At 54.4% G+C, this 25,473-nt stretch carries 20 protein-coding genes; 14 read left to right on the top strand and 6 right to left on the bottom strand.

All coding sequences use genetic code 11. The features are described 5' to 3' along the window. Window positions 1-234: 234 nt before the first annotated feature. Entirely contained in the window at window positions 235-1,644 is a 1,410-nt protein-coding gene (locus KF752_14070) for a DUF1501 domain-containing protein (GenBank protein MBX3422676.1), read from the bottom strand. Between the two features lie 7 nt (window positions 1,645-1,651). Beyond that, window positions 1,652-4,114 (bottom strand): PSD1 domain-containing protein, encoded by a 2,463-nt coding sequence (locus tag KF752_14065; GenBank protein MBX3422675.1) that lies wholly within the window; start codon window positions 4,112-4,114, stop codon window positions 1,652-1,654. 571 nt (window positions 4,115-4,685) lie between these two features. On the opposite strand from KF752_14065, the gene KF752_14060 reads away from it, so the two are divergent. The 11 genes from KF752_14060 (at window position 4,686) to KF752_14010 (ending at window position 16,190) form a co-directional block, all read left to right on the top strand. Beyond that, window positions 4,686-5,888: a DUF1080 domain-containing protein gene (locus tag KF752_14060; protein ID MBX3422674.1), complete on the top strand. Its 1,203-nt coding sequence runs from the start codon at window positions 4,686-4,688 to the stop codon at window positions 5,886-5,888. Window positions 5,889-7,251: 1,363 nt separating this feature from the next. Continuing rightward, window positions 7,252-8,469 (top strand): hypothetical protein, encoded by a 1,218-nt coding sequence (locus KF752_14055; protein MBX3422673.1) that lies wholly within the window; start codon window positions 7,252-7,254, stop codon window positions 8,467-8,469. Window positions 8,470-8,649: 180 nt separating this feature from the next. Beyond that, window positions 8,650-9,759: a DUF1559 domain-containing protein gene (locus tag KF752_14050; GenBank protein MBX3422672.1), complete on the top strand. Its 1,110-nt coding sequence runs from the start codon at window positions 8,650-8,652 to the stop codon at window positions 9,757-9,759. Window positions 9,760-9,958: 199 nt separating this feature from the next. Then, the gene (locus KF752_14045; GenBank protein MBX3422671.1) at window positions 9,959-10,495 is read left to right on the top strand and encodes a hypothetical protein; all 537 of its coding nucleotides are present in this window, start codon (window positions 9,959-9,961) and stop codon (window positions 10,493-10,495) included. Window positions 10,496-10,761: 266 nt separating this feature from the next. After that, window positions 10,762-11,757, top strand: coding sequence for a sugar phosphate isomerase/epimerase (locus KF752_14040; protein ID MBX3422670.1), 996 nt, complete (start codon window positions 10,762-10,764; stop codon window positions 11,755-11,757). Next, window positions 11,750-11,971, top strand: a complete 222-nt coding sequence (gene thiS, locus KF752_14035) for a sulfur carrier protein ThiS (GenBank protein MBX3422669.1) — start codon at window positions 11,750-11,752, stop codon at window positions 11,969-11,971. Before KF752_14040 ends, thiS begins: the two co-directional genes overlap by 8 nt. A gap of 11 nt (window positions 11,972-11,982) precedes the next feature. Continuing rightward, on the top strand, window positions 11,983-12,858 hold the full coding sequence (locus KF752_14030; GenBank protein MBX3422668.1) for a thiazole synthase: 876 nt from the start codon (window positions 11,983-11,985) through the stop codon (window positions 12,856-12,858). Between the two features lie 88 nt (window positions 12,859-12,946). Beyond that, on the top strand, window positions 12,947-13,540 hold the full coding sequence (locus tag KF752_14025) for a thioredoxin family protein (GenBank protein ID MBX3422667.1): 594 nt from the start codon (window positions 12,947-12,949) through the stop codon (window positions 13,538-13,540). Between the two features lie 164 nt (window positions 13,541-13,704). Continuing rightward, on the top strand, window positions 13,705-14,718 hold the full coding sequence (locus KF752_14020) for a ketoacyl-ACP synthase III (GenBank protein MBX3422666.1): 1,014 nt from the start codon (window positions 13,705-13,707) through the stop codon (window positions 14,716-14,718). Window positions 14,719-14,784: 66 nt separating this feature from the next. Next, a complete protein-coding gene (locus tag KF752_14015; protein ID MBX3422665.1) occupies window positions 14,785-15,339 on the top strand; it encodes a YqgE/AlgH family protein in 555 nt (184 codons plus the stop codon). A gap of 284 nt (window positions 15,340-15,623) precedes the next feature. Beyond that, window positions 15,624-16,190: a hypothetical protein gene (locus tag KF752_14010; GenBank protein MBX3422664.1), complete on the top strand. Its 567-nt coding sequence runs from the start codon at window positions 15,624-15,626 to the stop codon at window positions 16,188-16,190. 115 nt (window positions 16,191-16,305) lie between these two features. Here KF752_14010 and KF752_14005 read toward each other — a convergent pair whose 3' ends face one another. From KF752_14005 to KF752_13990, 4 genes are all read right to left on the bottom strand, one after another. Further along, a complete protein-coding gene (locus KF752_14005) occupies window positions 16,306-16,707 on the bottom strand; it encodes a hypothetical protein (protein MBX3422663.1) in 402 nt (133 codons plus the stop codon). A gap of 49 nt (window positions 16,708-16,756) precedes the next feature. Next, window positions 16,757-18,142, bottom strand: a complete 1,386-nt coding sequence (locus KF752_14000) for a GMC family oxidoreductase (protein ID MBX3422662.1) — start codon at window positions 18,140-18,142, stop codon at window positions 16,757-16,759. After that, window positions 18,142-19,734: an aldehyde dehydrogenase family protein gene (locus KF752_13995; protein MBX3422661.1), complete on the bottom strand. Its 1,593-nt coding sequence runs from the start codon at window positions 19,732-19,734 to the stop codon at window positions 18,142-18,144. The genes KF752_14000 and KF752_13995 overlap by 1 nt, the downstream gene beginning before the upstream one ends. Before the next feature lie 251 nt (window positions 19,735-19,985). After that, the gene (locus KF752_13990) at window positions 19,986-21,185 is read right to left on the bottom strand and encodes an amino acid deaminase/aldolase (GenBank protein MBX3422660.1); all 1,200 of its coding nucleotides are present in this window, start codon (window positions 21,183-21,185) and stop codon (window positions 19,986-19,988) included. A 775-nt stretch (window positions 21,186-21,960) separates the two neighbouring features. Here KF752_13990 and KF752_13985 point away from each other — a divergent pair. The 3 genes from KF752_13985 to gspG are packed head-to-tail and all read left to right on the top strand — an operon-like array spanning window position 21,961 to window position 25,450. Beyond that, complete coding sequence (locus tag KF752_13985) at window positions 21,961-23,655, top strand: type II/IV secretion system protein (protein ID MBX3422659.1); 1,695 nt, start codon at window positions 21,961-21,963, stop codon at window positions 23,653-23,655. Window positions 23,656-23,665: 10 nt separating this feature from the next. Beyond that, window positions 23,666-24,886 (top strand): type II secretion system F family protein, encoded by a 1,221-nt coding sequence (locus tag KF752_13980; protein ID MBX3422658.1) that lies wholly within the window; start codon window positions 23,666-23,668, stop codon window positions 24,884-24,886. 45 nt (window positions 24,887-24,931) lie between these two features. Next, on the top strand, window positions 24,932-25,450 hold the full coding sequence (gspG, locus tag KF752_13975; protein MBX3422657.1) for a type II secretion system major pseudopilin GspG: 519 nt from the start codon (window positions 24,932-24,934) through the stop codon (window positions 25,448-25,450). Window positions 25,451-25,473: the final 23 nt, after the last annotated feature.

The raw sequence follows: 25,473 nt of genomic DNA, 5'->3' as shown, positions 1-25,473 counted from the left end.
GAGCAACAGACGCGGAATTGCTAGCTGCGAGTGCAAACTGCGCAGCCCTGACAGCCGATCATTGGCTGCGCCTGGCGGTGGGAACGCACCCATTGCCAAGAACGCCTTAAGGATGCAGCTGACGCAGATTGCCTAGTTGGCACCAAATGCTCGCCATCTACCGCATCGTCGAGCACAGTCCGTTGTTCGGACTGCACTATAGTTTTGGCGGAGAACAACGATAGCCTGCGGACGCTACACTGAGGAAACCAGCCTGCTCTGGAAGCGGCCTTCGTTAATCGTCGGCCGCTCGATCCTGCCTCTCTGATCGTAGCTCAACTGCATGTGATCTAACCCCATCAACCACAGAATGGAAGCATGGATATCATGAACGTGCATTCGTTCTTGGATGGCATATAGTCCCAGCTCATCGGTTGATCCAATGGCTTGACCTCCCTGAACTCCGCCTCCGGCCATCCAAATAGAGAATCCAGTGGGGTTGTGGTCACGGCCATTCTTCTTTTCGCTCATCGGTGTTCGCCCAAATTCACCGGCCCAAACTACCAGAGTATCATCGAGCAAGCCGCGCTGTTTCAAATCTTGCAACAGTCCAGCGACTGGCTTATCCATCGAGCGGCACAATTGCGCGTGACTGGTTTCTATCGAAGAGTGCGAATCCCATTTGCTGCCCGTACCGCTGTAGAGCTGCACGAAACGAACACCATGTTCGACCAGCCGTCGCGCTAGCAAGCAGATTTTGCCAAAAGGTTGTGTCTCCTGTTGATCGAGTCCATAAAGCCGATTGGTCGCTTCCGTTTCGCGTGATGAATCCAAGGCATCGGGAGCCGCCGCCTGCATCCCGAAGGCCAGTTCGTAGCTGCGAATGCGGGCTTCCAACTCTGTCTGTTGGGGATACGTGTTCGCGAAGGAGCGATTGAATTGATTCAATAGGTTTAGCTTAGAAGTCAACCGAGTCTCACTCAGACCGGCGGGAAAATGAAGATTGGCAATGGGCTCTGGCTCCGTGCCATGGATTCGGACGCCTTGATACGACGCCGGCATGAACCCGGAACCCCAATTGCGAGGCCCATTGACGGGTCGTCCAGGGTTATCGCACATGACAACAAAAGACGGCAGATTGTCGTTTAGCGAACCTAGCCCATATTGAATCCAAGAACCCAGTGAGGGTCTTCCGGCAAAGTTGATGCAGGTATTCATTTGACAAACGCCACCCGCGTGATTGATGCCGTTGGTCCAACAGGCTCGCAAAACAGCGATGTCATCCATGCACTGCCCGATATGAGGAATCCAGTCGGAGGCCCACATGCCGCTTTGACCGTAGCGAGTCCATTTGCGTGGTGAGGCGAGTAGCGGTGACCCCTTTTCGCCCATGGCCGTAATCGGTTCTCCAAAACTAATGGGCAGCGGCTGACCAGCCAGCTGATTCAAGAGCGGCTTTGGATCGAGCATATCCAAATGGCTGGGGCCGCCTTCCATAAACAACCAGATAACGCGTTTAGCCCGGGCGGGGTGGTGAACTCCGCCCAATGCCTCGCGCTGCAGCATGCACTGCAAGGCCAGCGCTCCAAACCCCATTCCGCTGGCGCTAAGCCACTCACGTCGTGACAGGCGTCGAGCAGTTTCCAATTCAAAGTCATCTGGCATAGGGCGACTATTCCACATACAGGAATCGGCTGGAGTTGAACAACACATGGCAAAAATCACCCAACCGCTCGATATCCAACTGGTCAGCAGTCTCACCCGATTCGTATTCCAAAAACCGAACGGCTTGCTCAAAATCGTCCAATCGCGGCTCGATACCCCAGGTCCAGCGAAAAGCGGCGCGAATTGTCTCTGTGGGGCTCGCATGCTCTGCCAGCAGACGACTGGCCAGACGCGTGGATCGTTCGAGCGTATACTGGCCATTAAGCAGCAACAACGATTGAAGTGGCGTGGTCGTCGCATCCCGCTTGGCAACGCTTTGCAAACCACTGGCCAAGTCAAAGGCGTGAAGGAACGTATCGTTCACATTACGAAAGCTCTGTAGGTAGATCGAACGCCGCATGGCATTCTCGTTTTGGCTGGGACCGCCAAGGTTAGGGGACATCTCGCCCGTCATCACCAGCATCGCGTCCCGAATCTGCTCGGCGGACAACCGACGAACGCGAGACCTCCATAACAGTCGATCGGCAGGATCCCGCTGCTGATGCACCATGGCCTCCGGATGCAGCGATGATTGCTGCCAGACGGCGGACGATAAAATCAGCCGATGAAGCCGTTTCATGCTCCATCCCTGATCGACGAAATACTGCGTCAACCAGTCCAGCAGGTCGGGATGCGTCGGCAAATCACCCAACTGCCCAAAGTCGCTGGACGTGCCAACCAATCCTACTCCGAAGTGCTGTTGCCAAATGCGATTAACGATGACGCGCGTCGTCAAGGGATTGCGCGGATGAGCGATCCACTTTGCAAGCGCTGTCCGACGCCCCGTCGAGCCCTGACGAACTGCTTCGGATGTTGATCGCGGCAAGTCCAATTCCGAAAGCACCTCTAGAAACCCAGGAGCAACCGAATGGCGTTTCGCGTCACCAGGGATAATCGTGGGAGAGATGATGCCTGCAAAGTCCGTTACCGACATTATCTCAGGCAGTTCAGGCGGCTTGAGATGATCGAATTCAGCCAACTGCTTCAGCAGTTCTTCGTGCCGCTGTCTGTCCTGTTTTGATAAGTCGCTCAGCGGTCCGCCTGACTCCTCCGTGAACTGCCGCGTGACTAAGTAAGCCATCTGTTCCTGCCAGGATGTGCGATCTTCGCGCGGCATGTGGAAGCAGGCTTGAATATCGAGAGGGAACTTATCGACCGTCGACTTCCACTTGCGTTGATGATACGGCTCCAATAACTTGGCGATCTCATGGCGAATCGACTGAGTGGCCTGCTCCCACTGCGCCATTTTTTCAGCGTGGGCTACTTTCTGGGCTTGTGTGGTGGCCACCAAGTCGTCGCGCCAAATCAGCGGTTCGAAAATGGCGCGAAGTTTGTAATAGTCCTGCTGAGGAATGGGATCAAACTTATGATGATGGCAGCGCGCACAGGACATGCTCAATCCAAGGAAGACATCGCCGGCCACGTCGGTAATCTCATTCATGATGTCATTCCACTGGCCGCGAGCATCCCGCTGGTTGTATTCATAGACTCCCAAGCGAAGGAACCCGGTGGCCACCAGCCCACTGGGATTATCGCTATCAGATTCGTCGCCCGCCAATTGATCGAGCACAAACTGCGGATAGGGAAGATCGTTGTTAAAGGCGTCGATCACGTAATCACGGTACCGCCACAAGTGTGGACGATAGGCATCTTTATTCCAGCCGTCTGATTCGCTGTAGCGAACCAAGTCCAACCAGAAACGCGCCCAGTGCTCACCATAACGCACATCGTCCAGCAAACGATCTATCAGGCTTTGGTAAGCTGCAGGTGACGGATCATTGACAAAGGCGTCGATCTCCTGAGGCGATGGAGGCAGCCCGATGAGATCAAAATACAGACGCCGCACCAATACCTCCTGGACTGCTTGCGGAGCCGGTCGCATTCCTTGCTCGACCAGCCGCTGCCAAACAAAACGATCAACATCATTTTGGGACCATTTGTCGTTGGCTGCGACAGGGGGCTCGACTTTCTGGAGCGGCTTAAATGCCCACCACTGTCGATCCTGATCAGATACCTGCGGCGTGATTGGCCGCACCACATCAGCTGAATCGGGCCAGGCCGCTCCAGCGGCGATCCAGCGCTCGAACTGAACGATTGTCTTATCGGGCAACTTGCCGGTGGGAGGCATTCCGAGGCTACGGTGGTGAAGAGCCTCGACCAGTAGACTTGCCTGCGGCTTTCCGACGACGATCGCCGGCCCGCTATCACCTCCAGCCAGAACACCCTCCAGAGAATCCAACCGCAATCGGCTTTCTTGTTTGGACGGGCCATGACAGCCAGTACACTGCTGGATAAGTACCGGGCGAATCTCCCGTTCGAAAAACGAACTCTGCTCGGCCAACCGACGATTGTCATCTAAGGCATCGTCGGCCTGAGCCGCAATACAGACAGCAAGCAGGCAGGCAACAATGACAATGCGAGGTAACATCATCGGTCGGAGTGCAGCGTAAAACCTCTGGTCCGCAGTTGGTCAGCCAAGTGCCCGTCTTATGAGGCGTGCGCGGCAGAAATGTATCCACCATCCTTGTAGCTACCGTCGCCAGACGGCGAACCTCAGTATACTCCTAATAGCCGCTGGCCAAAATACTTATTCTCGTCGCTTTTTCCAGCGTTTATCATCTGGCGCAAAGAGATCATCCAGCACTTGATCGACTGCGGCCGAGTAAGCGGTTTGTTGCAGGAGAGAGGTGTCGTCGCCCACGATACCGTCCTCAAAAGATGGCTACTCGGCAAAATAATTTCCGTTCCAACCTTTGCCGCCGCTCCCGCCTCCGCCGCTAGCAGCAGGCATGATGAGGTTCGTTAGTTGAGCAGATACGTTATCGCGCCCGGCGGTAAAATCAGCGACATGAAACAACAACGCTCGTGTCAATGTCGTAAATGCTGTGAATATCGACGACAAGCGATACTGCAGGCTGAAGCTGTATAGCCTATCCTACGGACAATGACCTAACGCTATAATAAATCACCGCTCCGTTTTGTACACGTCTAGGAATTTTACAATGCACCGCCTTGCGTTCACTCTGATACTTTTCTTCAGCTCAGTCCACTGTATCCAAGCCGATGATGGTGGGTTCGTTGACTTGTTTAATGGTCAGAATCTCGAAGGTTGGACTCAACGCAACGGCACGGCGACTTATCGAGTCGACGAAGGTCAAATCGTCGGTACCACGTCTGATGGCAGTCCCAATTCATTTCTATGTACGAATCAATTATACGGCGACTTCGAGTTGAAGTTTGAGGTCAAGGTTGATAGCCGGCTGAACTCAGGTGTGCAAATTCGCTCGCAGAGTGTTGGCGATAAGCCCAGCGGGCGAGTTAACGGACCACAAGTAGAAATTTCCACCGACAAGATGGCGGGCTATATCTACGGCGAGTCCGCAGGTGGCTGGATGACGCCTGACGAAGTTCGGCGACCACACGACTATTTTAAAGAAGATCAATGGAACTCGTATCATATTGTGGCTTTCGGCGCGAACATCCAGGTCTGGCTCAATGGTCAACACATCTCCGATCTGACTCATCAAGAACGCTTTGAGTCACACCCACGAGGTTTCATTGGATTGCAAGTTCACGGAATCGGTCGTGGCCAAGGACCATACGAAGTTCGCTGGCGAAATTTAAAAATTCGCGATCTGACCAACTTCAAGTCGCTGTACAACGGCCAGAACTTGGATGGCTGGAAGACCACTGGAAATTGGCTGCCTCAGCCTGATGGCTCGCTGCTCATTCAGCCACGTGACGGCGAACTAGGCTGGGAACGTTACGACGCTTATCTGTGGACAGAAGACAAGTACAAGGATTTCGTATTGGATGTCCAGTACCTGTATCCCCCGGGCGGAAACAGTGGCGTCTACTTCCGAGTTGGCGACAGAGCCGATCCAGTCGAGCAGGGGATTGAGGTCCAGATACTCGATTCATCTCAGAAACAAGGACCGCTCGGGCACCATGATCATGGTGGTGTCATCCGCACAATTGGTCCCTCGCGAAACATGTCCCAACCGCCGGGCACCTGGAATCGAATGGTAGTGACCTGTATCGGTAGTCATCTGCAAGTCGAACTGAATGGCGAGCAGATCATCGATACGCAATTGGACCAAGGCCCGATGAAAGACCGGCCACTTGAAGGTTACATTGGCTTTCAAGACCACGGTCAACCCAACAACCTAAGATTTCGCAACATTCGGATTTTGAAGCTGAACTAGCCGAGTGAAAAAGCAATTCGCGAGTGCCTAGCGGAACCGAGCAATTGGCGAGCAGATCGAATGCTTACCGAAGTAAAATTGTCGCAGACAGGTCGTTGGTGCTTGTTCCAGGGCAGTCGCTGGCTATAGTTGTGAGGCGTGACAGTGTGAAATTGTCACGTACTGAGGACGTAAAAAACGGTTGTTACGTGAGACCTCGAGCGCACAATTCGCGGGTTGGTGGCCTTGAAGGGAAAGTGGTTACGCTCCTTCTGCTGGTCTGTTTCTGCGCGGCCAGCGTCTCGCTTCCGTTGTCAACCGTCAGTATACCGGACAAGGACCTCTCTCAACCGTTTCCTTGTCAGAACCGTCCCTGCGGATGTAAGACGGCCCAAGAGTGTTGGACCAATTGCTGCTGTTTTTCGCCCGCAGAAAGATTGGCCTGGGCCAAGAAGAATGGTGTTACTCCTCCAAAGTATGCCAAGCTGCCTGCTCAAGACGAATCCGTAGCACCGAGGATTGCCAGAATCGCGGCAAGTGTCAGTGGTAACGCAGCGACGTCCAAATGCAAGTGTTGCACTCCCAAGTTGTCGTGCTGCGAAAGCACACCGCGAACCAAAAGTTCGGTTGGAGCGGGCATCGATCCGGTACGGGCCGCCGATTGTAGTTCCGCTTGTGGTCTCGTCCTGACCAAGTGTAGCCAAGTCCATCAGCGTGAATCGCAGCCTAGGCCAGCTATCGCTCAAAAGCCAAAGAGCTGCTGTGATGCAGTTGGCGTCCAGGCCAAATCAGAGTCATTGGAATCAAGGCCCTTGGGTTCGACCGCTAAGAGCAAAATTGTTGTCAGCGTGTTCGCATTGAAGTGCCAAGGCAAGTATTCGGCGTTTACGTATCTACCCTGGACGATTCCGGCGTCTACTCCAATGGTGATCTTATATGAGCCTGAACTTGGGCCGGCTCATAGCTCAAGCCCCAAAGACCCTATACCGGTATTCATTGCACCGGACGTTCCACCTCCAAAGCAGATGCTCTCTTAAGCATCCACGCGCGCGACCCATTGGCATGTCGATTGACACGTCAATCCACGGGGCTTCTTGATTGACTGGAAGGTCTGTACGCGACGTGTCGTATGTTGCGCACATCGGCAATAGAGCTTTGCCGTACGGTTGGTTTCGTGCTCATCTGGGCGCTGTACTCAACGGTGTGAAGCTGGCTGCTGAGCTGTATTTGCGTTGATGCGATTCGATGCGCGCGTACGTACATGTGCGTCAGTCTACTGATCGCCGACCAACGTGAGAAAGCACCCCAACTTGTCCATTCGGCCTAGTGGGTCGGCTCATAATCCTACTTGTGCACATTTATTCACTGACTGGTTGGAATCCACATGCAAATAGTTCATCGACTTATGGTGGTCGGTGCCACCCTCGTTGGAGCTCTTAGCCTCCATGCTGAAACTCCATCCGAGATTTACCAGCGACGAATCATTCCGTTGTTGCAGTCGCCTCAGGCGAGCAGTTGTGCGGAGTGTCATCTTCACGGTGTCAAACTGGATGATTTTTTAACTTCCGATCCCCACGCGTCGTTTGCATCGTTAAGGGCTCGCGGATGGATCGATATCGACAATCCATCCGAATCCAAATTGTTGCAGTTCATCGCCATGAAACCTGAGAACTCGAGCGAATTGATGAATTCAGTCCGTGCGTCCGAGTTGGCAGCAATTGGCGAGTGGATTCGCGCCTCGGTTCGAGACCCAGATTCGCTGAAGACACCAATACCGCAGTTAAACGATCTAAAGCTTGACGAATTGCTAATTCAGCACGCCAGAAAGGATGTGGTTCTTTCACGGTTTGTCGACGTGGTCTGGTCGCAGTTCGAGCGTTGTGCCAATTGTCACTCGCCCGATCGCAATGCCAGGCAGGTGGAAAAGCATGGTGCACAGATGAATTGGATTATTCCCAATTCTCCCGACAAGACTCTCGACTTGCTGGAGCAGCGAAAGTTAATCGACTTTGACCAACCCCGGGCGAGCCTCTTACTGACCAAGGCCTTGGGCCAAGCAGACCACGGCGGTGGAGTGAAATTCTCAGAGGGTGGTCATACCGATCGTCAATGGCAGCAGTTTCTGACAGATTACGCCGCGATTAAGCTCGGTCGCTACGTTGATTCCAGTGAAATCCCAGCCTTCAGTTCATTACGAACTTGGCGAACGGGGCTTCATTTGCGGATCAAGGAACTGCCGGCCTTGCCTGTGGGACAATACGCGATCGTTTCGATGCACCGCCTGTCACCTGAGGGCAAGGCGGAAGATCAGGCAGTCGCATTCGGCGAAGGACGCGTTGCAAAAGACGGAACCAGTTGGAGCACAACGATCATGCTCTTGGAACCAACTGCGATGCCCCGTCTCCGTGCACCCATTGAATGCAAAACTCTGTTGCCCGATGGCAGATATCAGCTTCGTTGGACTGTCGTGGAGGATGTGACTCAAGCGTTGGAAAGAATCCTTGCCCTGCCATCTACGGCCAGTGCAGAGATAGATTCGCTATGGAAGACAGGTCATAGCGCTGCCAAAACTCTGCTGTTCAATTCGTTTTCGAAGTACTAGTCGCAGAGTGGAACCAGCCGAGCCAGTGCCAAAACATGCACTTGAGCCCGATGGAACGCCACCGACACAACATATCTCAAAAGTTTCGGCGGTTCGGCCCCGCGCCGGACCACCGTTGGTTCTCAATTCAGTTAACTCGAAACACTAACCACAAACATCAATATCACGAAATCTTCAACCATGTATCGCACTCAAAATTTTCGGCGTTTAAGCCATCCCAGAGCCTTCACCCTTGTCGAACTGCTAGTGGTAATAGCCATCATCGGAATCTTAGTTGGTTTGCTGCTACTCGCTGTTCAGGCCGCTCGAGAGGCTGCCAGAAGAATGCAATGCACCAGCCATCTACGCCAATTCTCGCTGGCCATGCACAACTATGAATCTGCTCTGAGTTCTTTCCCAGCACAAGGAACAGTCGACATTGACTTTTCGGTGCAAGCCAGACTGCTGCCCTACATGGAGCAATCCAACATTCACAGCCAGATCGACTTTACGCAGCCGGCCTTTCAAGGCCCATTCAACGCGAAAGTTCCCAACCCACTATTTGTGAAACTCTTTGCCCAATCCATTCCGATTTTTCTTTGCCCAACCGATCCAGCTCCGACCACGACGACCGTCACCGTGAACGGATCGCAGTATACCTACGGTGCCATGAACTACATGGTTAGTTTTGGAAGTGGCACCAAAACCAACAACGATCTACGCTGGCCAACGGACGGACTGGTTTATCAGTATTCCAAGCGTGGCTTCAGCGCGATTACCGACGGTGCCTCGAACACGATTGCCTTGAGCGAAACGGTGCGTAGCGCTGGAGATGATTTCACGCTGGCTGCGGGAACGCTGCCTAAATTCCCCTACCAGGCGACCTTAAATGGATCGGGAGGACTGAGCGCTGCATTGAATCCGACGCCGGGCATCAAGATTTCCGGCAGTCCATGGAACGCTTTCGCCGATGCCAACGGCATGGTCTCCAGTCCGCAGCTCAGCACCACATCGACTGCATTTACGGGGTGGCGCGGCGGCAATAACGGGGCGCTACGAGGTCGAGGGATTTCATGGGCTTTTAGCGGATCGATCAATTCGCTGACCAATGGTTACCAACCCCCGAACAGCAAAATCCCCGATATCGTCACGCATTTTTCAGGCTACTTTGGCCCGCGCAGCTTTCATACGGGAGGCGCCAACGTTGGTCGAGCAGATGGCTCGGTGGCCTTCCTCAGCGATGGCTTAGACCAGAGCACTTGCCAGGCGCTGCACAGTTGCAACGGCGGCGAAATTGTTACTATTGATTAACTGAATTTGATAATTCACCGAATCGCCGGATGAAGTGGAACGCCAATGGCGACCGGCGCTCGTCAAAAAACCCTGAATAGCCCAAGATAATGATGGCTGCGTGGTAGCCTGAATATTCGCTGTTGATAGGATACCTGCTGTCGGCGACGACAAATCGCTCAGCAGACTGACCGGACAAGCAATTGTGGCAAGTGAAAACGTGAAAAACTCCGTTGGCGAAGACCCTGACACAACGACCCCCGGCATATCAGGGCGTAAGTTGACGGCTGCGGTTCTGATAATGCTGTTGCTGATCTGCGCCACACTAGCCTATCTGCTATTGATGTATGATAGATTAGATAAAATCCGCAATCAGTCCAACGCTCGTTGGAGGGAAGTCGCAAACCTGTTGGATCAAGATTACTTGGCCTGCTCCCAGAAGTTAATGGCGGTCACGCAGAGCGCGAAGTCCAATGCGACGACTATCAGCAAGTTTCAAGAGGTGACCGACCGATTTCGCACGACGGCTGAAGTCCGCCAGCAGCGCGAGCAGGCCGAGGAGGTCGAGCAGTTGTGCGCAGCGGCTGACGACGCACTCCTGGAATTACCGGCGGCCACTCTGGCGTTGCAGCAAAAGGTCCAGTCCTATAACGAACTGTTGCAACAGGAGCGGCAGTTGCTCGAATCCTTTGGGGGGCAAATGCTCAGAGTGTTTGTGGCTCTTCCAATTAGGCAGGATTTTCTGCTCGCGCGCTAAGCCGAGCAGCCATATACAATTTACCGCTAGCGGTTTGCTAGAGACTATGGGAGCCAAGACTGCCCATCTACGGGCGATGGTAGCTACCGCCACCCCACCGACCGAAACCGCCGATACTGGTGCGGCCTGCGCCCAAACCAGCCCTGCAAACTGCCGCCAAATTGCGGCGTCTACCTCTAGCGAATGGACGCTCCCAAGGATACCTTAGTGTCGCCCGTTGCTGGCAATTACGTGTTGATTTTGGCCTGTATTGAGGAGTGTTTACGATGGGGCGTCCGGTCACGTTATTTACCGGTCAATGGGCTGACTTGCCATTGGAGCAGATGGTTAAATTGACTAGCCAGTTTGGCTACGACGGCATTGAACTTGCCTGCTGGGGCGACCACTTTGAAGTTGACAAGGCACTCAGTCAGGCCGACTATTGCAGCCAGAAGCGTGCCCTACTGGAAGCTCATGGTCTTCAGTGCCATGCCATCAGCGCGCACTTAGTTGGACAGGCGGTGCTGGACCCAATCGACCAGCGCCACAAGGGCCTGCTGCCAGATTATGTATGGGGTGATGGCGATCCGGCTGGCGTGAATCGTCGAGCGGCCGACGAACTCATGCAGACAGCTCGCGCCGCACAGCGCTTTGGTATCGAAGTCGTCAACGGCTTTACCGGTTCAAGCATTTGGCACTTGTTGTATTCTTTCCCCCCCGTTCCTCAGTCGATGATTGACGATGGGTACCAATTGTTCGCCGAGCGCTTCAATCCAATTCTGGACGTATTTGGCCAGTGCGGCGTTAAGTTCGCGTTGGAAGTCCACCCCACCGAGATCGCGTTTGACCTGTATTCTGCCGAGCGGGCTCTGGAAGCTGTCGACTATCGCGAAGAATTCGGCTTCAATTTTGATCCCAGCCACTTGATTTGGCAGGGGGTTGATCCGGTAGAATTCATCCGTGCTTTTCCCGATCGCATCTACCACGTGCACGTCAAGGACGCGATCCAGACGCTCAACGGTAAGACTGGCATCCTGTGCAGCCACTTGAATTTTGGCGATCCGCGACGCGGTTGGGATTTTCGCTCACCAGGACGTGGTGGTGTGAATTTTGAGGAGATCGTTCGCGCACTGAATGCGGCAAAGTACCAAGGTCCGTTGAGCATCGAATGGGAAGACAGCGGAATGCACCGCGAATTTGGTGCCGCCGAAGCCTGTCGCTTTACCAAGAATTTGGATTTTAGCCCAAGTGACCGAGCGTTTGACTCTGCCTTCGATGAGTAACCTAACTTCCTACGTTTGTATCCATTTCAACGGCCAACCGGTGGAGCTGGCCGCAGAATCGACTGTCGAGCAATTGCTGGAACAGATGGAGATTCGCAGTCAGTTGGTAGCGGTGGAAATTAACCTGAATATTATTCCTCGAGCCGACCATGCGCGGCACCGGCTAAAGCCCGACGATGTCGTTGAGGTAGTGACGCTGGTGGGCGGAGGATAGGTCAACGGTTCATGTCGATTCAACCAGCCGCAGTTCCTCCCCCCCCCGAAAATCATTCGTTAGCGGTTACCGATCGGCCGTTGCGGATCGGTCCGTTTACGCTTGTCAGCCGATTGATCGTTGGCTCAGGCAAATATGATACGCTGGAACTGATGCGAGCTTCCCTGGAGGCATCGGGCGCGCAGGCCATTACAGTGGCGGTGCGCCGCGAGCGAATGTATGATCGCTCTGGGAAAAACGTGCTGGACTATATAGACCCCAGCCGCTATCTCCTGTTGCCCAATACAGCCGGCTGCTACCACGCAGCCGACGCTGTGCGTGTCGCCAAGCTGGGACGCGAAATTCTTCGGGCCTTGGAGAATCCAGGAGCCGATTGGGTCAAGTTAGAAGTGCTGGGAGATAGCAAGACACTGCTGCCCGATCCAGTGGGGACGCTTGAGGCCTGTAAGCAGTTGGTTAGCGACGGATTTCAGGTGCTGTGCTACACCAGCGATGATCCGATTATGGCCAGACGTCTCAAACAGGCCGGCGCCAGCTGTGTAATGCCTGCCGGCAGCCCAATTGGCAGCGGCCAAGGCATTTTAAATCCCAATAATCTAAGAATCATTTTAGAGTATTTGAAAGAGGACGACCCGGAGTACCCCGTGATCGTGGATGCAGGTGTTGGAACGGCCAGTGACGTAGCGGTTGCGTTTGAGCTGGGTGCTGATGGAGTGCTATTGAATTCGGCCATCGCGCACGCTCGCGATCCCGTTGGCATGTCAATCGCTATGAAATACGCAGCTCTGGCGGGACGCAACGCCTTTCTGTCCGGTCGCATTCCGCGCCGTTTGTACGCAACCGCCAGCAGTCCACAAGAGGGTGTTATTACAAGCCGGCCATGGTAGACTGGGTGGTCTACCGAGTAAGCCAGAGGGAGATGCAGGTTGTAGTCTCTCAGATAGTAATGCCCAAGTTCTAATTAGGAAACTAAGCATGGTGCGAACCGCCAGTACAATGTTGCCGTTGGGTACCACGGCCCCCAATTTTTCATTGCCAGATGTGGATGGGCGTGTGGTCAGTCGCGATAGTGTCCGAGGAACAGCTGGTCTGTTAGTCGTTTTCTTGTGCAACCACTGCCCTTACGTCAAACACGTCGCAGCTCAGCTTGCGCAGCTGAGCCGTGATGCATTAGCCAAAAATGTGGGCGTTGTGGGCATCAGTAGCAACGACATATCGACCCACCCGGACGATTCGCCGGAATTGATGAAACAAGAGGCAGCCAAGTGGGGCTATCCGTTCCCCTACCTGTACGACGAGTCGCAACAAGTTGCACAAGCCTACCATGCTGCCTGTACACCAGATTTCTACCTGTTCGATAGTCAGCTCAAGTTGGTCTATCGTGGCCAGATGGACCAGACGCGGCCCAACCAAGGTACAACGGCGACCGGAGCTGACTTGCGAGCTGCCATCGATGCCTTGGTGGCGGGCTCGCCAATTCCAGAGCCACAGAAGCCGAGTATCGGCTGCAACATTAAATGGAAGGCTGGGGCCGAACCGAATTACTTCCAACCTGCTGGCAACGCCTAGCCCAGGTACTGGTCGTATGGCGAGCGGACAATAAGAATATACGATTAGCCATCGTCACCGGACCGTGCCCCAATTCCCCCGCCGCGAGCGCGACGGTCGTGGCCAATGAGCCCATCGCCTAACGTCAGGATCACGCTGTCAGCCACTTGCCAAAAGGATTTGCTGTGCCGTATGCTCAGATTGGTCCGATCGCGATCGCGCTGCCGGAACATGTAGAAACCAACCAGCAGCTAAAAGAGCTGTTCCCCGAATGGGAAATGGACGAAATCGGTAGCAAGACCGGAATTCTGCAGCGCCACATTGCCGCCCCCCATGAAACGGCTGGTGATTTGGCCGTGGCTGCGTCAGAAAAGCTGTTTGCCGAGCACAGTATTGATCGTTCAACCATTGATTTTGTGCTGCTGTGTACGCAAACCCCCGACTATCCGCTACCGACGACGGCTTGTTTGATTCAGCATCGCCTACAGTTGCCTGATCGTTGCGGTGCGCTCGATTTTAATCTTGGTTGCTCCGGCTTTGTTTACGGGCTAGCGCTGGCCGAAGGTTTGATCCATAGCGGTGCTGCCCGCAGAATCTTGCTGTTAACGGCAGAGACCTATTCCAAATACATCGATAGCCATGATCGTAGCCTGCGCACCATCTTCGGTGACGCCGCTGCCGCAACGCTGATCGAATCAGGCTCTCAGCCGAGTCTGCGCGCATTTCAGTTTGGCACCGATGGCTCTGGAGCCGACACGCTGCTGGTCAATAGCGGTGGCGCACGTAGCGGGCCACAACTTCTCAAGCCGCGACATCGCCAGCGATGGAGTAGCCGTCTGTACATGGATGGCCCTAGCTTGTTGAGCTTTACCGTTGTGGCAGTCCCCAAGCTGATCGATCAGGTGCTGGAGACGGCACAATTGTCGCGCGCACAAATCGATTTATACCTACTCCATCAAGCCACACGCAAAATGCTGCAACAACTGCAAGTTCGCTTGGGCGTGAATGAGGAACAATTACCGATTCGTTTGGAGACATGTGGAAATACGGTTTCAGCCACGCTGCCGATCCTGATTTCCGATTTGCGAAATGAAGGTAGAATTAGCGGCCAGAAAAACAATTTGCTGATCGGCTTTGGCGTGGGATGGTCTTGGGCCGGTTGCGTCTGGACCGATCACTGGCTGGCCGAACGCAAATGACGTTTTTGATCGAAGTCGTTTTTTGATCTGCAGCCATCAACTGAGTAGATCACCTGGAGACGTTTTGTGGAGTATCATCAAGGAAAAGCCCTGGTTGCATCGCCCTATTTGACCGACGGCAACTTTATGCGGACAGTCGTCTACCTACTCACGCATGACAAACACGGTGCTGCGGGCGTCATTCTGAATCGCCCGCTGAACCTGACTGTCGGAGAATTGCTAGGTGACGTTATCAAAGCCGCGCGCAACAATACCGATCCTGTGTTTTGCGGTGGCCCAGTGGACGGTCAGGTGCTGATGCTGCAAGCCATGATTGGAAAGGCCGATCAAGACAAGTTCGTCTTTTCCACTGCCGAACGCGGATCGATCGCTGATGTGGTCCAACAGCCCAGTTCCGCAGCCTGCCCATTTCGCATTTTCGACGGATATTCAGGCTGGGGCACTGGACAACTGGAAAGCGAAATGGCGGAAGGTAGCTGGCTTGTTTGGGACGCTCCGGCCGATGTGTTATTTGGAGCCTCGGAAGAGCTGTGGGAAACCGCCATTCGCCATATCGGTCGCAAGATCATTTCCACCAGTCTTGTGGGCACACAAATCTCAGCAGATCCGTCGACCAACTGACATGCTCAGTTGTGCAACGTGCGTTGACTGGCTCCCCCTCCCAGGTGCTAAGCCCAAGTCACAGCGTATGTTTCATGGATGATTTGGCTTGTCTCTACAAATGCACGGGAGAAGCAGAACGCCCACTGTCTAATTCGGCAACTTGCGCAATCTAGGTTCATCTTGCCAGACCAACGCAGTTTCTAATAGACTTGGGGTGATTGCAGTCAATCGTGGCCACGATTGCCCTCTATCGACTGCACTCTGTTAACGTGCATCCATGGAATGGCCAGGAGAAAACAGGCATGAGCGGGACGTCTACCAATGAGCGTTGGTATCAAAATACGACGATCATCTCAGCACTGATTACCGGTGCGCTGGGGTTGCTGGGCACGTGGTTGACGATGCAGGGAAACCGTGAATCGGTAGGCATGCGAGTTGTGGAGCCCGCGGTCGAAGTTTTCGTGGACGCCAGGAGTGTGCCGGAGCAGCCAACAACCAGTACTAACAATTACCTGCTCAATTTCAGCCAGTTTCAGCGTGCTGCGACCGAATCAGCGCTTACCCAACGCCAGCGCGCGGAACTGGAAGCTGCCGTGCTAAACCGAAGCGTAGTGTGGAAGGGGTTTGTAGATTCAGTTACTCCCATGTCTGAACCGACCGATGCAGCTGCGGTAACTGTAGTGTTGGTCGAGAGTACGGACAAGATCCAGCAGTCCATGTTCAAAACTCCGGCGCTGTTCCGCCTGGGACGAGACGCTGCTCGGGAAGTTGAAGGTCTTCAGCCAGGACAACCAGTGACCATGACCGGCGAGGTGGTGCAGCACACAGCGCTAGGAACCATCGTTGAGCACGGAAGACTGTTGCGGTAGTTGGAGAATCTGTGCCCAGAGGACGTTGAATTCCAGTCGCAGACTAGCACTACCTGGGTAATCGACCCATGGGCACGGCCCAGCGGTTAAACGCTTCGGCTCTGCGATTGGTCATTTAATCCGTCACGCGGTTGAGGCGGAAGTGAATGATATCGACCGGGTCGAGGCCTTGGTAGCTGCTTCCGGGACGGTTGGAATAGTAGCTGCCGTGAATGAGCCCCCACCAGCCGTAGTAGATCATCCGGAACACACCTGCCAACGGCCCGCTGGATTGATGCGCTGCCACAGCCCGATTCACCAGCCAGCGCAGAATGAAGCGCGGGGCCAGCCCCAGTAACGTCATCATCCAATTGAGTGCTTGTCGATCGCCCTCGGGCACGAAGGCGGCAAACTTGTCGATGTGCTCGATGCCACCATAGTGAGTGTACGACGGAAATTGCTCGTCGCCAGGAATCATGATGTCGCCGACACGCCGCAGTCCTCTAAGGGCCAAAGCTGAGAAGTATTGTGATTTCATCGGGGGGCTCAACGTTTTCGACCGATTCGCGATTCGATTGCAACACTACTTAACGCAGTTTTTCACTCAGCATTTCTCCCAACGCATAAATGGTCAACGAGGGATTGATGCCGGGGGCAGCGGGGAAGATTGACGAATCCACAACGGAAACTCGCCGATGGTGATGGAGCTGGAAGTCTGGGTTGACGACGGAGTGGCGAGCGTCGGTGCCCATGACCGCTCCGCCCATCAGGTGCAAGCCGAAATAGACTGGCGACTGTATCACTTCCTGAGCTCCGGCTTGGACCATGATGTTCCTGACTACCTGTAGCCCGGCATCTCGCTTGCGTTGGTCGGCGCTGGTCAATGGCTTGTCAATTAACAAGCGACCGCTCCGATCGATGCTCAATCGCCCGATGTTCTCGTCGCGGATGGCCACCTCGACGCAGGAATAATGTGTGTAGTTGCGCATCAATCGATGATGTTCGCGGCCGATGGCTGGAAAGAGCAAGGCGACGCTGACAGGCGGAGCGTAGACAACTTCGATCTTAAAGCCTTGGAGTCGAAAAGCCGGGTCGCTGGAGGCAATCGTCTGAAAATATCCTTGATGCGCGTTCACGGGCTGATCGAATCGACCAAACGACATGTACTGGGGATGAGCTGCAAAATTATTGCCGAGAGACGGGTATTGCGACCGCATTCCGGATCGCAGCAACAATTGCGTCGTGCCAAACGAACCAGCACACAACACCAAGTGCTGGGCCTCGAACGCAATCGGCTGGCCGCCGCGCGTCGCCTGAATTTCCACATGGGTTTCAGCGGGTTGGATCTTGTGAACCATGGTATCTGGACTAATTTTCAGCCCAGCGGCTTGAGCTTGGCGAATGTAGGTTACCAGACTGCTCTGCTTCGAGTCGCGATGGCAACCTCCCAGGCACGCGATGCAGTCGTTGCCTCTCTGCCAGCCGCAGTCCGCCTGAGCCCTTCGCAAGTACTTCCACTTGTAGCCCAAGTCGGTCATGGCAGCCGAGATCAATTTGGCGCTGGTGTTGAACTCACTCTCATGGAACACGTGGCTTTTCAGGAACGCATCGACCTTGGCGTAGTAGGGCTGGAGCGCCGCCGTGGAGAAGAACGAAACTCCTGAGCGGCTGCGCCAATCTTGCAGCGCTACATCATCAAACCGGTCAAGGAGAGCTTGGTTGACGATAGTCGACCCGCCAACCGCTTTGCCTCGCAGAAACCCCATCGAGGCGTTGCGAGTCAGTTCGATGCCACCGCCCCAATAAAGCTGGGCGGAAACATCCGCTTCGTTTTTCGGAAACGTGTCCTTGGTGAAATGCTTACCGGCTTCGAGCAGTAGCACATCGGCCCCCTGCCTTTGCAGATTGTAGGCCACGACACCGCCGGCAGCTCCAGCTCCAACAACGACATATTGGTGACGCTGGCCAGCCATCACTTGAACTTTTGTTTCTTGCCCATTGAATCCATGCGCAGCGCGCTGGCCAAGAATCGAATCCAGCTACGCCGTCTACCAAAATAATGTTTTAGCATGTTGCTCATGAGCTGATATTTTTCTTTGGTAAATGGATACCAGTGAGAGTCGATTTTGCTGCCTTGCTTGTCGATACCAATCGACTTGACGTTGCAGAATCCTAACAAACCGTGTTCGCCCTTCAGCCGCCCAAAACCGCTATGTTTCACACCGCCGAACGGCAGCCAGGGATTGGCTTGTGTAATCATATGGTTGTTGATCGACACATTGCCGGTCTTGAGCGCCTTGGCAACGCGGACTGCTCGCACTAAATCGCGTGACCAGACCGATGCGCCCAGGCCGTAGCTGGATTCATTAGCCAGCCGAATGGCTTCTTGCTCCGTACTAAACCGCATCACCGCTACCACCGGTCCAAATGTTTCCTCGCGGCCCAGCTTCATAGCGTGAGTCACATCGGCCACGACGGTTGGCGGAATGTGGTGCGAGCCATGCTCGCGCGGCCCGCCACACAGCAGTTTCGCACCTTGACTGACCGCTTCGCTGATGTGGTTTTCAATGGTGGCAATTTGATACGGTGCCGTAATCGTTCCCATGTCAAAGCTATCGCAGCGGCTAGTGTCGGCACCCGGTGTCGAACTGCGAATTTGCTTGGTGCGTTCCACCAGTAGTTTGACAAAGGCGTCATAGATCGAGTCCTGCACATACAAGCGTTCGAGTGAGGTACAGGCTTGGCCCGAAGTGGTGAACGAACCCCACAGTACGCCGTTTACTGTGCGTTCCAGATCAACGTCGTCGAAGACGATTCCAGGGTCCTTGCCACCCAGTTCCAGGTCCACAGGAATCAAATGCGGTGCACACTGTGCCATCACCTTTTTACCTGCGGCAACACTACCGGTGAAGTGAACTTTATCTGGTAGCGCCTCGATCAACTGGGTGCCAGTCTCACGACCGCCGTAGACCACTAACAAGGCATCGCGGCAAAAGCCGCTTTCGGTCAGCAGTTTGTCCCATACCGGCTTGAGCGGAGTGACTTCGGAAGGCTTGAGCACCACCGCATTGCCGGCCAGGAACGCGGTCACGGTTGGCACAATGCCTTGATAGAACGGATAATTCCAGGGTGTGATCATCAGCACTGTGCCCAGTGGCTGATAGGTGATACGAGACTTCTTACCCATTAAGAAAATCGGTGTCTTCACTTGGCGGTCGGCGAGAATCTTAGGCGCTAGTTTAGCGAATACGTCGATCACATCGCAGACGCTGAAGACTTCCGATGCGAACGCGTCGAACCGCGACTTGCCCGTTTCTGCCAAGATGGAGTCGATTATGAATTCGCTATTCTCTACGATCCAGTATTGCAAACGCTGAACCTGCCGTACGCGTTCTTCGATCGGCATGGCGGCGATCTGCGCGGCTGCTTGTCGCGAGCGTTGCATCGTGTCTTGGATCGCCTCGGCAGTCGCCTGTGAGACACTATAGACAACCTTGCCGTCCATGGGATTACGAACGGTAATTGTGCTGTGCGTGGACACGCGGGGAGTTTCAACTACGGTCATGGCAAAATGTCTCCTCGACAAATGAAAATCAATGTATCCGAAGTGGCGGTCGCTGTGTAGTTAGTCCGCGCAGCTTTGAGACAGCCGTGCCACCTAGGCCATCAATCTTCAAGAATATTCCAGTAGCCACTTTAGCCGGACAGCCGTGTCCTAGTCGGAACACGGCAAACGCGACGGTCGCTGCGGCCAGACCGCTCGCATGGCCTATTACCTGTGGCCAGTTACCTGCCTTGAGCAGCATTCTGGCTGACCTACAAGAAGCACTGCCCTTGTCCGCGGTAGGTGGGGACGATCTGGACGACTTTTCCGGCACGAATGAGGTGCAACTGCTGAAACCGCTCGCACAGTTCGCCGGCCTTGGCGTGGCGCATGAAGACAGGGTCCCCCAGCCCCAATGGTTCTACGCCGGTATACGTAAACGGACTTTGAACTTCGCCCGCGCCCTCGTCCTTAAAGAGTTTGACACCTGCCGGAAGATAGGGCACGGGTTGCTTGTCTGGATTGATGCTGCCTGACGCGATGTATCCGCCGCCGCTAAGGGTAAATACGTGATCGGACCATTGTCGAGTTACTTCGAGGGCAAATCCAGCAGCAGGCTTGAGTCGAAAACTAGAGTAGTAATCAAACAGTGCCGAGCAGTAAAAGCCAGAGCCAACGGTGATTTCGGTCACGCTGGTGTCTTGGCGCGTTGAGTCGATGCTGCCGGTGCCGCCGCCGTTGACCAAGCAGATCGGGTGGCCACGCTCAACAGCCAGCTTGTACGCCTGCTGGCGGCGCTTGGTTAATTCCGGAATCGATCGCCTTTTTAGCAACTTGATTAGCGGATTCTTGAGCCCGTTAAAGGGGCTGGCGTCGCCTACTCCAGCGATTTGAGCTTCATAGCCCATGATGCCTACGAGTTTGAGTCGCGGCATTTTGTCGAGATCATCCAGAAACCGGCGGAACTTTTCAATGCTATCCAGCGGCGACCGGTGGGCACCAAAATGTAACAATGGAAACTTGGATGACATGTCCACGTCCACACAGACCGGTTGGTCGAAACCAATCTCCTCGGCGGCATCTTGAAGTCGCTGCATCTGTTCGCGGCAATCGACCATCGGGATGATGGTCTTGCCCAGTAGATTGGCGGTGACCAGCGCCGCTAGCTGCTGCCGGTTGGTATTGGGGTAACCAACTAACAGGTCGTCGAAACCGTTGTCCGCCAGGAACAGCGATTCGGGAATGCTAAAGGTCATTAAGCCCTGAAACTGAGAAGAGCTACTGAGTAGGTAACGCAACACGTGAGTACACCGGACCGACTTGGTGGCAATCCGAATCGGCAGGTTTCGCGCAGACGACAAAATCGCTGTGATATTGTCATCCAAGAGATCCAGGTCGAGGTAGGCCAACGGCAGCGGCAGCCCCTGGAGGGCGCGCCGATAATACTGGTAATCCGGCATCGAGTTCAGCATCCGCAATTTCGCTTCAAGGCCACAATAGAACTGACTCCGCACCCGCCGCCACCGAACAATAGCTACCTGGCCGACGCAACAGCTGCAGCATGTACCTCGCACGCCAAAAGCTGGGTTGCACCTCCAGCCTAGCCCCCGCTTACCACACGCTCGCTAAGCCGTTCAGAAAGTAGCTCAGAGTTACGTCTATTGGGGCGGTATTCTAGCCTATTTCCGACGGGCCGCTCCAGGATGAGCAGGTGAAATGCTACCCCCCCACCAATGGAGTATTCCCTGTCGGCATTTTCCAGAGGGTTGCTCACCCGCAGCCAAAGGCGATGCTTTTACCCCTAAGTCTATTTACCAAAAGGACTTACGGAGTTTTATGAAATACCTGACAGGAGCGGATAACGAGCAGTTTTGCACAGCGGGCAGCTGCGAACCACCTCCACCCGCAAGCCAGCATAAACGGCATAAATTGACGTAGGCCACTTTTAATGCTAACATGTCCCGATATTGGAAGCTGTTAAACGCCCCTTGCCGATAAACCAGACATGGCTTTGAAGCAACGTGGCGATCCTGCCTCAAGCACCAATATCCCACCTATAAAATCCCACCTTGAATGTGACTGCAACTAGTCGATGGCCCAAACGGCCACCCGCTGGTTGTTCACCAGCCAACAGAGTTCAACCCTGCGGTCCTCCTCTTCGGCCGCGACCAGTTGACTCACTGGCTGACCCACCCACCACACGGCTCACGGAATTGAGTCGTCCCACCCTTGGAAGGACCAACTGCGATGCTTACCAATGCGAAACTGCTTGAAACCCGGCTCGACTCGACCCAACTACGCCAAGTGGCCGATTGTCTTCGCGAAGGCGAGCCGATTGACACCTTGGCCGACCAATGGGATTTCGATAATGCAAACCACCTGCTGGCGGTTGCAGCACGTTCCATGGGGCTGGAGTGTCTTGAGTCCGAAGAATTGGATTTGGATGCTCAGGCATTGGATGGATTTCCAATCAAGTTGATTCATCGCCATGAGATATTTCCCCTGGAGCGCGGCGACAATTGGCTCAAGCTAGCCATCAGCAATCCATTTGATTTCGCAGCGGTTGATACCGTGGCTTCAGCGCTGGAGTTGGAGGTGCATCCGGTTGTAGCAGCTCCCGAAATGATCCAACGGCTGATTAAGCGGCACTTGGGCGTGGGTGCAGAGACGATTGATGGATTGATTGCCTTGCAGCGTCTGCAAACCGGTGATGCGGAGATCCTCGAGGGCTTAGATGCCAATAGTTTGGAAGTTGTCGAAGAGGCGCAGCAGGCGTCAGTCGTTCGACTGGTAAATGAGATTCTAACCGAAGCCATCGAAGCTCGCGCAAGCGATATTCACATTGAGTCTCAAGAGGGTGGACTCAAGCTGCGATATCGCGTTGACGGTGTTTTGCAAAAGCAACCTACTCCGCCGGAAATGAACCACTTCTGCGCCGCCATCATCAGCCGCCTGAAGATTATGGCTCGGCTGAACATCGCTGAAAAGCGAGTGCCCCAAGACGGACGTATCAAACTGCGGCTCAGCGGTCGCGAGATCGACATTCGCGTGTCTGTAATTCCGATGCTGCACGGCGAAAGCGTCGTCATGCGCGTGCTCGATAAGTCGAACTTGAAATTCTCGTTGCGCGGCATTGGCATGCCGGAAGCCGTGCACGACCAATTCCAGCAACTGATCCGCCAGCCGCACGGCATCGTGCTTGTGACTGGCCCGACCGGTTCGGGCAAGACCACGACGCTGTATAGCGCGCTGAGTGAAATTAAGTCGGAAGAAGTAAAAATCATCACGACTGAAGACCCGATCGAGTATCAACTGGAAGGCATCAATCAGATCCAGGTCCACGCCAAAGTTGGTTTGACGTTTGCTGCGTGCTTGCGAGCCATTCTGCGGCATGATCCGGATGTGGTGCTGGTCGGCGAAATTCGGGATTTGGAGACTGCCGAAAATGCTACCCAGGCATCGCTGACGGGTCACATGGTTTTCAGTACCCTGCACACCAACGATGCGGCTAGCGCTTTCATGCGATTATGCGATATGGGAGTTGAGCCGTTTCTGGTAGCGAGCACGATTTCAGGCGTACTGGCTCAGCGATTGGTGCGCGTGTTGTGCGATGAGTGCAAGGAATCCTATCGCCCGGACCCCAATGATTTGCCGAGCGATTTTCCGGCTGAAGCGCGACTGAATCCGAACTTGAAACTCTACCGTCCTGGTGGCTGTGAAGCCTGTCGCCGTACTGGCTACCGTGGGCGAATTGGCATCTACGAATTGTTGGTGGCCAACGAAGAAATTCGACAACTCGTTACCGAGCGGATTACGTCGGACGTTATCAAGCAATCGGCAATGAAGAACGGAATGCACACCCTGCGCATGGATGGTTGGAATAAAGTGCTCAACGGTACAACGACTCTGGACGAGGTACTGCGGGTCACCAAGGCCGACTGAGATTTTCGCGATGCCTGACTTCGCTTACACGGCCAAATCGCTGGCCGGCCAGATGCACTCTGGTAAGATGAGTGCAGCCACTCGAGGAGAAGCCTTGCAGCGGCTGCGCGATCAATCGCTATATCCGATGAAGGTCACGGACATTACGCCCAGCGTTGGTTCATGGTCGACTTTCGAATTGCCAGTCCGCATCAAGAAGGAGCAGGTTGCAGACTTCTGCTCGCAGCTGTCAGATTTGCTCAGTGGCGGCGTGGCGATGCTGGACGGTCTGAAAATATTGGCGGACGCTACGGAGAATCCGCGTTTGAAGCAGGCCGTTCTCAGGATTCATGATCAAGTGTCACAAGGTAGCACGCTAGATCAAGCGATGGCTCAAGAGTCCGCGATTTTTTCCGAGCTAACGTTGAGCATGATTCGCGCAGGTCAAGAGGGGGCCTTCCTGGAAGAAGCCTTGCAGCGAACCAGTGTCTTTTTACGCAAACAAGATGAGATGCGAGGCAAGATCGTGAGCGCCTTGACCTACCCCTTGATTTTGGCCAGCGTTGGAACGGTGATCGTGACTGTCATGATCGTATTCATGGTTCCCAAGTTTCAGCCGTTCTTTGATCGCTTGGAGCAGACGGGGGCGGGCTTGCCATTGGTCACGGTGCTGCTGTTGGGTGCCAGCCATACACTGATGCAGTATGGCGTCTTGGTGGCAGCCGGCTTGGCGGCGATCAGCTATGGGGTTTATCGACTGCTAAAGACCCAAGCGGGCCGACGCTGGCTGGATCGTACAAAACTGAAAATACCGATTTTAGGTGGTGTGTTTCATGATGCAGCGGTATCACGCGCCTGCCGAGTGTTGGGGACCCTGCTACGCAATGGGGTACCGCTACTTAAGTCACTGAAGATTAGTAGCGAGTCAACCGGAAATATGTTGCTGGCCGATGCGATGCTAAACTCTGCAGATAACATCACGGCAGGGGATTCGCTATCGAAACCCCTGGCTGCGAGTGGCCTGATTCCACCGCAAGTTATGGCCATGATTCGCGTGGCCGAAGAATCCAACACACTGGACGAAGTACTAGTGAAAATCGCGGATCGAATCGACAATCGTATCGAAAGAAGATTGGAAGTCCTGGTCAGATTGATCGAACCGCTGACCCTGGTGGTTATCGGGTGTCTGGTTATGTTTGTTATCGTTGGCGTGCTGCTGCCTGTATTTGACCTGAATGCATCGGTCGGTTAGTCGCCTTGGTTTACCGAAACTCTATTGAAATGGGGAGCTGAATCAGTGAAACACGGAAATAATCGTCGCGGCTTGACGCTGCTGGAAGTCATGATCGTCTTGATCATCTTGGTGGGCTTGATGGCCGTCGTGGGACCACGACTTTTGGGCACACAGAAGAAGGCTGACATTCGTACCGCTCAGTTACAAATCGGCAATGTTGTCGCTGCGCTTAAGCTGTATGCGGCCGACATGCGTAGCTTTCCAATCACCGAAGAAGGTCTGGAAATGTTGGTCAAGGCCCCTGAAGATGAGTCACTGGCTCGCAATTGGTCTGGCCCCTATCTGGAAGATGGCAAATTGCCTGTCGATCCCTGGGGCAGTGCCTTGCAATATGAGTATGCCGGTGCTGACCAACTGGCCAGCGATGGCGCTGATCAAGATCAAGCCTCGGACTTTCCATTGATTTTCTCGATGGGACCGGATCGTCAACCAGGTACGAGCGACGACATCAGCAATCGCGCGGTGCAGGATCAGGAGGATGCCGCCGCTGGAAACACTGGCAGTGCTCAGGCAACGCGGTAACACACCAAAGTGTGACGGCCGAT

Source organism: Pirellulaceae bacterium (genome assembly GCA_019636385.1).
GTDB lineage: Bacteria > Planctomycetota > Planctomycetia > Pirellulales > Pirellulaceae > Aureliella.
Note: the sequence above shows the minus strand (reverse complement) of the source record. Positions and strands in the feature narration are given on the sequence as shown.

Excerpts from the sequence above, each read along its gene's own strand:
- KF752_14070 (MBX3422676.1), bottom strand. The coding sequence starts at position 1,644 with ATGCCAGATGACTTTGAATTGGAAACTGCTCGACGCCTGTCACGACGT.
- KF752_14065 (MBX3422675.1), bottom strand. The coding sequence starts at position 4,114 with ATGATGTTACCTCGCATTGTCATTGTTGCCTGCCTGCTTGCTGTCTGT.
- KF752_14060 (MBX3422674.1), top strand. The coding sequence starts at position 4,686 with ATGCACCGCCTTGCGTTCACTCTGATACTTTTCTTCAGCTCAGTCCAC.
- KF752_14055 (MBX3422673.1), top strand. The coding sequence starts at position 7,252 with ATGCAAATAGTTCATCGACTTATGGTGGTCGGTGCCACCCTCGTTGGA.
- KF752_14050 (MBX3422672.1), top strand. The coding sequence starts at position 8,650 with ATGTATCGCACTCAAAATTTTCGGCGTTTAAGCCATCCCAGAGCCTTC.
- KF752_14040 (MBX3422670.1), top strand. The coding sequence starts at position 10,762 with ATGGGGCGTCCGGTCACGTTATTTACCGGTCAATGGGCTGACTTGCCA.
- thiS (MBX3422669.1), top strand. The coding sequence starts at position 11,750 with ATGAGTAACCTAACTTCCTACGTTTGTATCCATTTCAACGGCCAACCG.
- KF752_14030 (MBX3422668.1), top strand. The coding sequence starts at position 11,983 with ATGTCGATTCAACCAGCCGCAGTTCCTCCCCCCCCCGAAAATCATTCG.
- KF752_14025 (MBX3422667.1), top strand. The coding sequence starts at position 12,947 with ATGGTGCGAACCGCCAGTACAATGTTGCCGTTGGGTACCACGGCCCCC.
- KF752_14010 (MBX3422664.1), top strand. The coding sequence starts at position 15,624 with ATGAGCGGGACGTCTACCAATGAGCGTTGGTATCAAAATACGACGATC.
- KF752_14005 (MBX3422663.1), bottom strand. The coding sequence starts at position 16,707 with ATGAAATCACAATACTTCTCAGCTTTGGCCCTTAGAGGACTGCGGCGT.
- KF752_14000 (MBX3422662.1), bottom strand. The coding sequence starts at position 18,142 with ATGGCTGGCCAGCGTCACCAATATGTCGTTGTTGGAGCTGGAGCTGCC.
- KF752_13995 (MBX3422661.1), bottom strand. The coding sequence starts at position 19,734 with ATGACCGTAGTTGAAACTCCCCGCGTGTCCACGCACAGCACAATTACC.
- KF752_13990 (MBX3422660.1), bottom strand. The coding sequence starts at position 21,185 with ATGCTGAACTCGATGCCGGATTACCAGTATTATCGGCGCGCCCTCCAG.
- KF752_13985 (MBX3422659.1), top strand. The coding sequence starts at position 21,961 with ATGCTTACCAATGCGAAACTGCTTGAAACCCGGCTCGACTCGACCCAA.
- KF752_13980 (MBX3422658.1), top strand. The coding sequence starts at position 23,666 with ATGCCTGACTTCGCTTACACGGCCAAATCGCTGGCCGGCCAGATGCAC.